Annotated in this window: 11 protein-coding genes; 8 read left to right on the forward strand and 3 right to left on the reverse strand. The window is 66.4% G+C overall.

Annotated features, from left to right (window positions below):
• The first annotated feature begins 79 nt into the window (after window positions 1–79).
• The 6 genes from AWC08_RS38930 to AWC08_RS04925 all read left to right on the forward strand — a co-directional run bounded on the left by AWC08_RS38930 (window position 80) and on the right by AWC08_RS04925 (window position 6,983).
• Window positions 80–1,195, forward strand: coding sequence for a PE family protein (locus tag AWC08_RS38930; RefSeq protein WP_085087424.1), 1,116 nt, complete (start codon window positions 80–82; stop codon window positions 1,193–1,195).
• 109 nt (window positions 1,196–1,304) lie between these two features.
• On the forward strand, window positions 1,305–2,543 hold the full coding sequence (locus AWC08_RS04905) for an amino acid deaminase/aldolase (RefSeq protein ID WP_069433554.1): 1,239 nt from the start codon (window positions 1,305–1,307) through the stop codon (window positions 2,541–2,543).
• A 19-nt stretch (window positions 2,544–2,562) separates the two neighbouring features.
• Window positions 2,563–3,768: a M28 family metallopeptidase gene (locus AWC08_RS04910; RefSeq protein WP_069433555.1), complete on the forward strand. Its 1,206-nt coding sequence runs from the start codon at window positions 2,563–2,565 to the stop codon at window positions 3,766–3,768.
• Window positions 3,769–3,770: 2 nt separating this feature from the next.
• Window positions 3,771–5,048 carry a D-arabinono-1,4-lactone oxidase gene (locus AWC08_RS04915; RefSeq protein WP_069433556.1) on the forward strand — a complete coding sequence of 426 codons (1,278 nt, stop codon included), beginning with the start codon at window positions 3,771–3,773 and terminating at the stop codon, window positions 5,046–5,048.
• Window positions 5,049–5,160: 112 nt separating this feature from the next.
• Window positions 5,161–6,525 (forward strand): wax ester/triacylglycerol synthase domain-containing protein, encoded by a 1,365-nt coding sequence (locus AWC08_RS04920; RefSeq protein ID WP_069433557.1) that lies wholly within the window; start codon window positions 5,161–5,163, stop codon window positions 6,523–6,525.
• Between the two features lie 167 nt (window positions 6,526–6,692).
• Complete coding sequence (locus AWC08_RS04925) at window positions 6,693–6,983, forward strand: ANTAR domain-containing protein (RefSeq protein WP_065134709.1); 291 nt, start codon at window positions 6,693–6,695, stop codon at window positions 6,981–6,983.
• 73 nt (window positions 6,984–7,056) lie between these two features.
• On the opposite strand, the gene AWC08_RS04930 is transcribed toward AWC08_RS04925, so the two are convergent.
• Window positions 7,057–7,803 carry an IclR family transcriptional regulator gene (locus tag AWC08_RS04930; RefSeq protein WP_069433558.1) on the reverse strand — a complete coding sequence of 249 codons (747 nt, stop codon included), beginning with the start codon at window positions 7,801–7,803 and terminating at the stop codon, window positions 7,057–7,059.
• A gap of 66 nt (window positions 7,804–7,869) precedes the next feature.
• Between AWC08_RS04930 and AWC08_RS04935 the strand changes: the two genes are divergently transcribed.
• On the forward strand, window positions 7,870–9,210 hold the full coding sequence (locus tag AWC08_RS04935; RefSeq protein ID WP_069433559.1) for an FAD-binding oxidoreductase: 1,341 nt from the start codon (window positions 7,870–7,872) through the stop codon (window positions 9,208–9,210).
• Entirely contained in the window at window positions 9,210–10,019 is an 810-nt protein-coding gene (locus AWC08_RS04940; RefSeq protein WP_069433560.1) for a DAPG hydrolase family protein, read from the forward strand. The genes AWC08_RS04935 and AWC08_RS04940 overlap by 1 nt, the downstream gene beginning before the upstream one ends.
• A 5-nt stretch (window positions 10,020–10,024) precedes the next feature.
• Here the strand turns inward: AWC08_RS04940 and AWC08_RS04945 are convergent, their stop codons facing one another.
• A complete protein-coding gene (locus AWC08_RS04945; protein WP_065134713.1) occupies window positions 10,025–10,582 on the reverse strand; it encodes a TetR/AcrR family transcriptional regulator in 558 nt (185 codons plus the stop codon).
• Window positions 10,583–10,816: 234 nt separating this feature from the next.
• The gene (locus tag AWC08_RS04950; RefSeq protein WP_065134714.1) at window positions 10,817–11,377 is read right to left on the reverse strand and encodes a TetR/AcrR family transcriptional regulator; all 561 of its coding nucleotides are present in this window, start codon (window positions 11,375–11,377) and stop codon (window positions 10,817–10,819) included.
• Window positions 11,378–11,597 lie beyond the last annotated feature (220 nt).

The following is an 11,597-nucleotide window of genomic DNA, read 5'->3' on the forward strand; positions in this document are numbered from 1 at the left end:
TCTGCTGAACGATTGCCGAAAGTCATCGCGATTGAATCAGCGACCTAGGAATGCGCGAGTCCACAGTGAGGGCAGGCTGATGTCGTTTGTATTGGCAGTACCGGAGGCGGTCAACGCGGCGGCAGCCGAGCTGGCGGGCCTCGGCTCGGTTATCGGCGCCGCCAATGCGGCGGCCGCGGTCCCTACGACGGCACTGGCAGCGGCGGCCGGCGATGAAGTGTCGGTGGCGCTCGCCGCACTGTTCGGGTCACACGGCCAGGAGTATCAGTCGCTCAGCGCGCAGGTGGCGCGGCTACAGGACGAATTTGTGCGCAATCTCCAGGCCGGCTCGCACGCCTACGCGGCAGCCGAAGCGACCAATGCCGTTGCCGCGGCAGAGGAGCAGGTCCTCGCCCTCGTCAACGCCCCGTCACGGGCTTTGACAGGGCGCGCGCTGATCGGCGACGGCGCGAACGGAACCTCGCCGGGACAGGCCGGTCGCGACGGTGGATGGCTCTGGGGTAACGGCGGCAACGGCGCACCGGGCGCCGCGGGGCAGGCCGGCGGCCGCGGTGGGGACGCCGGACTGCTGTGGGGCAGCGGTGGCGCCGGTGGGGCCGGTGGACGCGGCATCTTCGCCGGCCAGGCCGGCGGAGCCGGTGGTGCAGGCGGCAATGCCTGGCTGTTGGGGAACGGCGGGATCGGGGGTGCCGGCGCGGCCGGCCAGGACGGCCAGGCCGCGTTCCGCAGCGGTGCCGGTGGAGCCGGTGGCGCCGGCGGTGTCGGCGGCATGGGTGGTCTGCTCGCCGGAGTCGGCGGGATAGGCGGCAACGGCGCGGCCGGCGGTGCCGGCGCGAACGGTGTCGGAGGGGCGGGCGGGGCAGGTGGCGCCGGCGGCCTGGGCAGTGTCGCGAACGGGGGCGTCGGCGGTAACGGCGCCTACCTGTTCGGCAGTGGTGGCGCGGGGGGGAACGGCGGTTCCGGCGCCGGAGCGGCCGGTATCGGTGGTTCCGGCGGCGGCGGGGGGCTGCTCCTGGGCAACGGCGGTGCCGGCGGCAACGGCGCGCCGGGCGGCACCGGTGCCGGTGGCGCCGGCGGCAACGCCGTCCTGATCGGCAATGGCGGCAACGGCGGAGCGGGCACCGGTGGCGCCCCCGGTGGACCCGGCGGTAGGCGCGGCCTGCTCTTCGGCAGTAACGGCGTCAACGGCCCGTAGCAGGGCATTCTGCACAATCTTCGGTGGCATGGACGGCAAAGTGCACAGACTGCGGACTCGGTTGTGAAGAGGTTGCGGCAATTGGGCGAATGTTCAGTAAGGTGACGGCGTGAATGCCGGTCGCGAGCAACGTGCGGATGGGCAAGTCAGGCTGGATGTACCAGGCCGGCTGCGGCGTTACGAAGAAGCGTTCGCCGACCTGGATGCGCCTTTTGCGTTCCTGGACCTGGACGCAATGTGGAGCAACGCCACCCAGCTGCTGACCCGCGCCGGCGGAAAGCCGATTCGGGTAGCGTCAAAGTCGTTGCGGTGCAGGCCGATACAGCGTCAAATTCTGGACTTCAACCAGCGTTTCGACGGGTTGATGACCTTCACCCTGCGCGAGACACTGTGGCTGGCCGGCCACGGCTTCCGGAATCTGCTGCTCGCTTACCCGAGCACCGATCGCGCCGCGCTGCGCGAGCTGGGGGAGGTCACCGCCGCGGACCCCGACGGCGCCCCGATCGTGATGGTCGACAGTGTGGAGCATCTGGACCTGATCGAGAAGGCAACAAACCAGCCGGTACGGCTGTGCCTGGACCTTGACGCCGGATACTGGCCGGGCGGCGGCCGCGTCAAGATAGGCCCTAAGCGCTCCCCCCTGCACACCCCCGAGCAAGCGCGTGCCCTCGCGGAACAGATCGCGCGGCGGCCGAAGCTGAAACTGGTCGCGCTGATGTCCTATGAGGGCCACATCGCCGGGTTCGGCGACCATGTCGCCGGCAAGCATCTGCAGAATGCGCTCGTGGGGCTCATGCAGCGCCGCTCGATCGCGGAACTACGGGAGCGCCGCGCCCGCGCCGTGGAGCTGGTCCGGGAAGTGGCCGACCTCGAGATCGTCAACGCCGGCGGCACCGGGGACCTGGAGCTCGTAGCGCAGGAACCGGCGATGACCGAGGCGACCGCGGGATCCGGTTTCTACGCGCCGACGCTGTTCGATTCCTACTCGTCGTTCACGTTGGCGCCCGCGGCGATGTTCGCCCTGCCGGTGTGTCGCCGGCCGGACGACCAGACGGTGACCGCACTGGGCGGCGGCTATCTGGCCAGTGGCGTCGGTGCCAAAGACCGGATGCCCACTCCGTACCTGCCGCCGGGGCTGGCACTGAATTCGATGGAGGGCACGGGCGAAGTCCAGACACCGCTGACCGGGGACGCGGCCCGTGCCCTGCGGATCGGTGACAAGGTCTACTTCCGGCATACCAAGGCCGGTGAACTGTGTGAGCGGTTCGACCGGCTGCATTTGGTGCGCGGCAACGCGATAGTCGACACGGTCCCGACCTACCGGGGTGAGGGGTGCACGTTCCTCTGATGCGCACACAGGAGTCGCCATGACCGCGATCAGCGCGGAGCCCACCGAGATCGACACGCTGCGGGAAGTCGTCGAGACGCTCGCGCCGATCGAGCGGGGCGCCGGCAGCCCCGGCGAGCACCGAGCGGCCCTCTGGATCGTCGAGCGCCTGCGCGCCGCCGGGGCGCGGCATGCGCGCGTCGAAGAAGAGCAGTTCTACGACGGTTACCCCCGACTGCACGCGAAGCTGTCCGCCGTCGGCGTCGCGGCCGCCGCGGCGGGTCTGGTCAGCCGGCGGTTGCGGGGGCCGGCGGCGCTGGCCGGGGTGAGTGCCGGGCTGGCGATCGCCGACGATTGCTCCAACGGAGCCCGGGTGGTGCGCAAGACCCTGCACAAATCCCGGACCACCTGGAATGTGGTGGCCGAAGCGGGTGACCCGGCGGGTGAGCACACGGTAGTGGTGTGCGCGCACCACGACGCCGCACACAGCGGCAAATTCTTCGACTCCAAGCTTCAGGAGTACGCGGTCGCCTGGGTCCCCGGAATCGTCGAACGGGTCGACACGTCCCTGCCCAGCTGGTGGCCGACGATCTTCGCGCCCGCCCTGGCCGGCGTCGGGGCCCTGCGCGGCAGCCGGGCCATGATGCTCGCCGGCGCGGCGATAAGCGCAATCGGGGTGGCCGCATTCGCCGACATCGCCCGCAGCCCGATCGTGCCCGGGGCCAACGACAACCTCTCGGCGGTCGCGCTGCTGGTGGCTCTGGCCGAGCGGCTGCGTGACCGTCCGACGCCCGATGTGCGGGTGCTGCTGGTCTCGCTGGGCGCCGAAGAGCAGTTGCAGGGCGGCATTTACGGTTTCATGGCGCGGCACAAACCGGAACTGGACCGCGAGCGAACCTATTTCCTCAACTTCGACACCGTCGGCTCCCCGGAGCTGATCATGCTCGAAGGAGAGGGCGCGACGGTCATGGAGGACTACTTCTACCGGCCGTTCCGCGATCTGGTGGTGCGGGCCGCCGAACGCGCCGGGGCACCGCTGCGGCGCGGCATGCGATCACGCACCAGCACCGACGCCGTGCTGATGAGCCGGGCGGGTTACCCTACCGCGTGCTTTTCTTCGATCGACCGCCACAAGGCGTTGTCCAACTATCACCAAATGTCGGATACGCCAGAAAATCTGGTGTATGAGACCGTGATCCACGCGGTCACGGTCGCGGAATCTGTAGCACGGGAGCTGGTGCGATGAGTATGTGGAAGAACTGGGCCGGTGACCAAATCTGCGCGCCGGCCCTGATCGAACGGCCCGCTTCGGAGGCCGAGCTTTCGGACATCGTCGTCCGGGCGGCCGGCCGAGGCCAGCCGGTCCGCGCGGTGGGAAGCGGTCACTCGTTCACCGACTGCGCCTGTACCGACGGCGTCATGATCGACATGAGCGGCCTGCAGCGGGTGATCAACGTCGACAAGGCCAACGGGCTGGCGACGGTCGAGGGGGGCGCCAAGCTGCATCCGCTCTTCGCCGAGCTGGCCGCCAACGGGTTCGGCATCGAGAACCAGGGCGACATCGACAAGCAATCGATCACCGGAGCCACGGCAACCGCCACGCATGGCACCGGAGCGCGCTTCAAAAACGTGTCAGCACAGATTGTTTCGGCGCGTGTGGTGACCGCCAGCGGTGAGGTGCTGGAGGTCAACGACGGAGACGACTACCTGGCGGCGCGGGTATCGCTCGGAGCGCTGGGCGTGATATCGCAGGTCACGCTCAAGGTGGTGCCGCTGTTCACGTTGCACCGCGAGGACGAGTTGCGCCCGCTGAGCACCACGCTCGAGCGACTCGACGCCGATGTCGACGGCAACGACCACTTCGAGTTCTTCGTCTTCCCCTACGGCGACACCGCGCTCACCCGCACCACCCGGCGCAGCAACGAACCACCCCGGCCCGGACCGGTGTGGAAAAAGAAGCTCGGTGAGGGCTTGGAGAACGCCGGCCTGAACGTGATCTGCCGCGCCGGTCGCCAATTCCCAAGCGCCGCACCACGCCTGAATCGCTTGATGACAAGCCTGATGTCGCCGTCGAGCGTCCAGGATCATGGGTGGAAGGTCTACGCCAGCGCGCGAAACGTCAAGTTCACCGAGATGGAATACGCGATTCCCCGAGAGCATGCGCAAACTGCGGTCCAGCGCGTCATCGACCTCGTACGCCGGCGCAACCTGCCGGTCATGTATCCCCTGGAAGTACGCTTCAGCGCTCCCGACGACGCTTTTCTGTCGACCGCGAACGGTCGGGACACCTGCTACATCGCGGTACACCAGTTCAGCGGCATGGAATTCGAGACGTATTTCCGCGCCGTGGAGGAGATCATGGACTCCTACGAAGGCCGCCCGCACTGGGGCAAGCGGCACTACCAGACCGCCGCCACCCTACGTGAGCGCTACCCCGACTGGGATCGGTTCACCGCCGTGCGCGACCGTCTCGACCCCAACCGGGTATTCCGCAACGACTACACCCGGCGGGTTCTGGGCACCTGACGCGCCGGGGGCGTAGACGAACGGCCCGATCTGTGGGGACCAAAGTCATTGGCTGCCAGTATGGTGCTGACGTGAGGCGTTGCCGGCCGTAGGTTTACGACCGGGAGCGAACATGACTGAATTCTTGCGCAACAGCGATGCCTTCACGTGGGCGATGGAAAGCGATCCGCGGCTGCGGTCGACGGTGGTCAGCGTGGTGCTGCTGGACCGGAGTCCGGACTGGGGCGAGGTCCGCGACCGGTTCGATCTGATCAGCCGCAAGTTGCCGATGTTCCGGCAGCGTGTGGTCGAATCCCCGCCGCCGGCGCCGCCGCGCTGGGAGTCCGACCCGGACTTCGACCTCGACTACCACATGCGGCGCACGGCGGCCTCCGGATCCGGCACCCTCGACGACGTGCTCGAAATGGCCCGCCTGGCCGAGATGCAGGACTTCGACCGCGCCCGGGCATTGTGGGAGACGACGTTGGTCGAGGGGTTGGCCGACGGCCGCGCGGCCGTGATCTGCAAGTTCCACCATGCCCTGACCGACGGGGTGGGTGGCGTGCAGATCGCGATGAACCTGTTCGACCTCTCCGAGGAGTTCTACCCGCACGCGCCGCTACCCGACGAGCCGCAGGTCTCCGCCTCCACGTGGCTGGACGGTTATCGGGACACGTTGCGCTACAACAGTTCTCTGCTCGGAAAGGCGCTAATGGGCACTGCCAGGCTGGCGCCGCGCCTGGTGTATGACGGAGTCCGGCGCCCCGTGGCGACGGTGCGCTCAGCGGCGGCCAACGCCGCGTCGGTCTACCGCACCGTGCGCCCCCTGGGCCGAACCGGCTCGCCGTTGACGACCGAACGCAGTCTCATCCGCCGTCTCAGCGTCCACGACGTGTCGCGGACCGCATTGCGGGAAGCGGCGCACCGGGCCGGCGGCGCACTGAACGACGCGTTCGTCGCCGGTGTCGCGGGTGGCCTGCGGATCTACCACGAGAAGCACGGTGTGTCCGTGGGCGACCTGCACCTGACGATGCCGATCAGCTTGCGGACTACAACCGATGACATGGGCGGCAACAAGATCACGCTGATGCGCTTCGATGTGCCGGTCGGCGAGCCCGATCCGGCGCGCCGGATCGCCCAGATTCACGAACGGGTCGGTGCGGTACGCAACGAAAAGTCTTTGCCGCATACCCAATTGATCGCCGGCGTGCTGAACCTGATGCCGCGGTGGTACATCGGTTCGGTGCTGCGTCATGTCGACTTCCTCACCAGTGACGTGCCCGGCATCCCGGTGCCGGTGTTTCTGGGTGGTGCCGCGGTACGCGGTCAGTACGCATTCGGCCCCACCATCGGCTCATCGGTCAATGTCACGCTGCTGTCCTACGTGGATGTCTGCGCGCTCGGCATCAACGTCGACACCGCGGCGATCCCCGACCATGACGTCTTCCACGCGGCTGTGGTTGCAGGCTTCGACGAGGTGCTGGCGCTGGCGGACTGATCGTCTCAGCACCCTTACAGCTGGATATCGAAATGGGCGGCACTCTGGCGTAATCGCGTCGACCCGCAAATCATGGCACCGTGCGCCATTCTTGGCGCGCCTCCGGCGAAATGGTCTCACCTGCAAGAGTTTCGCTGGTGGATGTACCGGTTGGAGGTAGGAAAGGTATGACGGCAAGCTGGGCTCCTACCCAGATTCCCTCTGATTCGAACTCTGGTCGCCTTCTCGACACCGCACGTGGCATCCTCATCGGCCTGCGTCGGTGCCGGTCCGGAACGGCCTTCGACGAGCTGCACGGCGCAGCACAACGGCACCGGGTCCCCGTTTATGCGATGGCCTGGGCGTTGGTGCACCTCGCTGGTGAAGGGGAGGAGACGCCCAGTTTCATCGAAGCGCAGTCCGCGGCGCGGCACGAATGGGGCGACCTCTTCGCCGGGTCCGCCGCATCCTCGCGCTGACCGGCATCGCCGAACACCGTGCGGCCGCGGTAAAGGGAAGTACCGCGCGCCCCTGGGAGTTTCAGCAGTCCGGTCAGCGGGTCCACGCCGTCGACTCGGCAGCGGCGCGCAGTGCGGCGACGATCTGGTCCTGTTTCTCCGCGAATCGCTCGGTCGGCGTGGGCACCGATATGGCGATCACGTTGTCTCCCACCGATCGTCGCGCGATAGCGGCAGCCGAAATTCCGGGCGTGTGCTCATCGCGATCGAAAGCGATTCCGGTGGAACGAATTTCGTCGATCTCCGAACGCAGCGCAGCAGCCAGCTCCTGCGGCATCCGGGCCAGTGCGGCCTGCGCCTCGGCGTCGTCGAGTGCGGCGAGCGCGGCTTTGCCGTTGGCCGTGCCGGCCAGCGGGAAGCGGATTCCGACCGCCGACACCGCGCGCAACCGGTGCGAGGATTCGATCTGGTCGACGAACCACATTCGCTGGCCTCGTAACACCGACAAATCGACGGTCTCTCCGTCGGTGGCGGCGGCGACCCGCTCGATGGTGGGGCGGAAGATCGCGGCGATATGGGCACCGGTGGCACTGCCGAAGCCGAGTAGGCGATCGCCCAGGGAGAACCGGCCGTTCGAATCCACACTGACCAGCCCGACCTCGACCAGGCCGACCAGCAGCCGGCGGACAGTCGACTTGGCCAGTCCCAGTCGCTCGCCTAGGTCGACGAGACGCAAATGTCCCGGCTCGGCGGCGATCTCGTCCAGGGCGGCGGCGGCACGACGCAGCACCTGAATTCCCTCGTCACGATTCGTCGTCGAAGTCCGTTCCGTTTGCCCCACTCTTCCACTATAGTGTGCCGCATAGCGGACTGTGAAGAACCGAAATAGGGATCAAAGGAGTTCCAGATGAGCGCGCTACCTGCCGGGCGACACTACTTCCGTGGCGACGACGGCTACGAACCGGCCCGGCGCGACAGCGTCTGGCATCAGCGGGTCCCCGACCGGTATCCGGAGGTGATCGTGCAGGCCGCCGACGCCGATGACATCAAAGCCGCTCTCGCCTACGCAAGGTCACACGGTCACAAGGTCAACATTAAGTCGGGTGGGCACAGCTTCGCTGCCAGCCATCTGCGCGACGGCGCCCTGTTGCTCGACGTCAGTCGCCTCAATCACGCCTCCATCGATGCCGCCAACATGACGGCCGTCGCCGGCCCCGGCAAAGGTGGCAGCCTGCTGATGGCCGACCTGCAGGCGCAGAATCTGTTCTTCCCCGGCGGCCACTGCAAGGGCGTGTGTCTGGGCGGCTACCTCCTGCAAGGCGGATACGGCTGGAACAGCCGGATCTACGGGCCGGCCTGCGAGAGCGTCACCGCACTGGATGTGATCACCGCCGACGGTGAGGAAGTCCATTGCGACGCAGACAACCATCCGGAACTTTACTGGGCCGCACGCGGTGCCGGTCCCGGCTTCTTCGGCGTCGTCACCTCCTTCTACCTCAAGGTCTATCCGCGCCCAAAGGTGTGCGGCACCAGCGTGTACGTCTACCCGCTCGAGGTCGCCGACGAGGTGTATACGTGGGCTCGCAACGTCAGCGCGGACGTGGACCGGCGCGTCGAGATGCAGATCATCGCGACGGCCAGCGTTGCCGAGATGGGGCTCGACATTCCGGCCATCGTGATGGCATCGCCGGCATTTGCCGACTCCGAGGAGGAGGCCAAGGAGGCCCTGGCGGTGTTCGAGACGTGTCCGGTCATCGACCGCGCACTCGTCAAGAATCCCTACATGCCAACGGATCTGCCCACCTGGTACGACGTCGTGATGACGCACTACCTGGAAGATCACCGCTACACGGCCGACAACATGTGGACTTCGGCGTCGGCGGAGGACCTGTTGCCGGGCATCCGCAACATCGTCGACACGCTGCCGCCCTCCCCGTCGCACTTCCTGTGGCTGAACTGGGGTCCGTCACCGGCCCGTCAAGACATGGCCTACAGCGTGGAGGACGAGATCTACCTCGCGCTCTACGGCTCCTGGAAGGACCCGGCCGACGACGAGAAATACGGCGACTGGGCGCGTTCCAACATGGCGGCGATGTCGCATCTGGCGACCGGCATCCAGCTGGCCGACGAGAACCTGGGCCAGCGGCCCGCGCGCTTCGCCACCGACGAGGCGATGGCGCGGCTGGATAAGGCCCGCGCGACCTATGACCCCGACAATCTGTTCAACAGCTGGATGGGACGAATCTGATGACCGGTGACCTCTACCTCGGCTACCGGGGAGACGACGCGGACACCCCGTTCGGTAAATTCTTCAAGCCCGAAATGGCGCCCCTGCCACAGCATGTCGTGGAGGCCCTGCAGCACGGTCCGCAAGGTGGCATGGCACTGCTGGCCCGCGACGATGTCGCCAGCGTGGCCGACGATGGTTACCAGCAGACGGAGAACGGTTACGGCGTCCTGGAGGACGGCAGCTATCAGGTGTCGGTGCGCACCGACATGCCCGGCGTCACACCGGCGATGTGGTCCTGGTGGTTCGGCTGGCACGGGTGCGACAGCCGACGCTACAAGTTGTGGCACCCCCGGGCGCATCTGTCGGCCGCCTGGAAGGACGGCGATGACGCCGGCCGGCAGGGCGCGCAACGCTACATTGGCCGGTGGTCGATGATCAACGAATACATCGGCTCGAGCATGCTCAGTGGGGCAATACAATTCGTCGCGCCGGGGGAGATGGGCCTGCCCGCCGACACCGACGATGCGGTGGCCGTCTGCGCGCGGCTGGGCTCCGGCGACGCGCCGGTGGATGTGGGCTGGTTCGTCCACCACATCCGCTCCACGCAGGCCGGCTCCGAAATGCGGTCCCGCTTCTGGATGGGTGGCCCGCACATAGCCGTGCGCAACGCCCCCGGCGTGGCGTCCAAGGCAGTGCGTCCCATCGCCTCCCGGATACTGGGCAACGCCGAAACCAGCGGACGCAATCTGCTGGTGCACTGCGCCCAGGAGATGAACCACCTGGCCGGTTTTCTGCCTGAGCTCTACGAGAGCTTCGGTAACGAGTAGGCGCCCTAAAGGCGCTGGTCGAATGCTGGCGCGACAAAGCTCTCCACCAGCTGGCGTTCGGCGTCGTCGCTTTCGGCGGGCCAGTACATTAGCGATAACACCACCCGAACCGCCCACCGCGCAGGCTCGGGATCGTCGCGCGGCAGCCCGGCAAGTTCTGCGGCAAATTCCGCAAGGAGGGGCATCTGGGCAAGCCATGACACTTCGCGGGTGCCGCCTCGGATGGAGGCGATCATCAGCCTGCACAGTGGCTCTGAACGGATAGCTGCCAGTGTTGAAAGTATTGCGGCGGTGACGCGTTCCGGCCCGGTCATCGAGCCGACTTGAGACCGCACAGTCTCGGTGATGCGTGTCGCAACCAGGGCGACAACACCGTCACGGATCTGACGCTTGCCACCGACATAGCGGTAGATTGTCGCTCGCGAACAGTGCGCTCGCCTGGCCAGCTCATCAAGGTCTAGTTCATTGATTCCGCTGCGCGCCATGAGGTCGATTGCAACGTCATAAATGCGTTCAGCGGCGGCCGCCCGTCGATCACCGACAAGCCAATCATCACCAGGCACTGGTCAACACCTTCCGAGATGGACACTGCGGCGGCGCTTCTCGCGGTGAGACACAAACTAGCATCTCATTTGATTATTGCGGCAGTTTGGCGTTTAGCGATGGGATGCTACTTGCTTCATCCCTCAGCGGAGCATTCGAAATTCGGATTTGTATCAGACTAGCTTTTCCCTGACCGCCGTAGGGGTCAGCCGGTCTTCCAGCGATTTAAAATCGTAGACGAGAGCTTTAATCGCTCAACGCCGCTGGTCGAAAGCCGGCGCGACGAACTTCTCCACCAGCCGCCGTTCGGCTTCATCGTTTTCGGCGGGCCAGAACATCAGCGATAGCACAACGCGAATCACCCACTTCGGGGCTTGAGGATCCCCTCCGGACAGGCCGGCTAAATCAGTCGCGAACCTGGCAGTCAACGGGGACTCGGCAAGCCAAGCTACTTGCCGAGTACCCCCACGGATCGAGCTGATCATCAGCTGGCACAACGGGTCGGCGCGAATTTGTTGCAGAGTCAAGATGATCGAGTCGACGAGCCGCTCCGCGCCGCTGAGGGTGTCGACCGCCGAGCGCACGGACTCCACGATGCGCTCAGCGGTGCGCTGCACGACGGCATTGCGGATCTCCGTCTTGCCACCGACGTAGCGGTAGATCGTCGCCCGCGAGCAATGGACTTTGAGCGAGAGTTTGTCAATATCGAGGCCACTGAGCCCGTCATGGGCGACAAGCTCTGCCGCCGCGTCATAGATCCGCTCAGCAGCGGCCGCCCGACGCTCACCACCGACGAGCCAATCATCAGCAGGCACCGATCAGATGTCCTTTCTCGGCACAAGCAACAACAAAACTTTTCTACCGGTGAGACAAAAATAACAGCTTCTTACACCGGCGCCGCAGGTCAGATCCGCAGGCTGAGACGGCGTCAGCACGCGTCCCGAGTGATGCATTTCAACTTCCGTTCCTTCCATTGACCTGCGGATTCGCGTTGGTCAAGGTGGGGCGATCACACCCCTGATCGGTGTTGCTGGC

The organism is Mycobacterium gordonae (genome assembly GCF_002101675.1).
In the GTDB taxonomy this organism is placed as follows: Bacteria; Actinomycetota; Actinomycetes; order Mycobacteriales; family Mycobacteriaceae; genus Mycobacterium; species Mycobacterium gordonae.

Coding starts and splice junctions, on each gene's coding strand:
- AWC08_RS38930 (WP_085087424.1), top strand. CDS start 80: ATGTCGTTTGTATTGGCAGTACCGGAGGCGGTCAACGCGGCGGCAGCC.
- AWC08_RS04910 (WP_069433555.1), top strand. CDS start 2,563: ATGACCGCGATCAGCGCGGAGCCCACCGAGATCGACACGCTGCGGGAA.
- AWC08_RS04915 (WP_069433556.1), top strand. CDS start 3,771: ATGTGGAAGAACTGGGCCGGTGACCAAATCTGCGCGCCGGCCCTGATC.
- AWC08_RS04920 (WP_069433557.1), top strand. CDS start 5,161: ATGACTGAATTCTTGCGCAACAGCGATGCCTTCACGTGGGCGATGGAA.
- AWC08_RS04925 (WP_065134709.1), top strand. CDS start 6,693: ATGACGGCAAGCTGGGCTCCTACCCAGATTCCCTCTGATTCGAACTCT.
- AWC08_RS04935 (WP_069433559.1), top strand. CDS start 7,870: ATGAGCGCGCTACCTGCCGGGCGACACTACTTCCGTGGCGACGACGGC.
- AWC08_RS04940 (WP_069433560.1), top strand. CDS start 9,210: ATGACCGGTGACCTCTACCTCGGCTACCGGGGAGACGACGCGGACACC.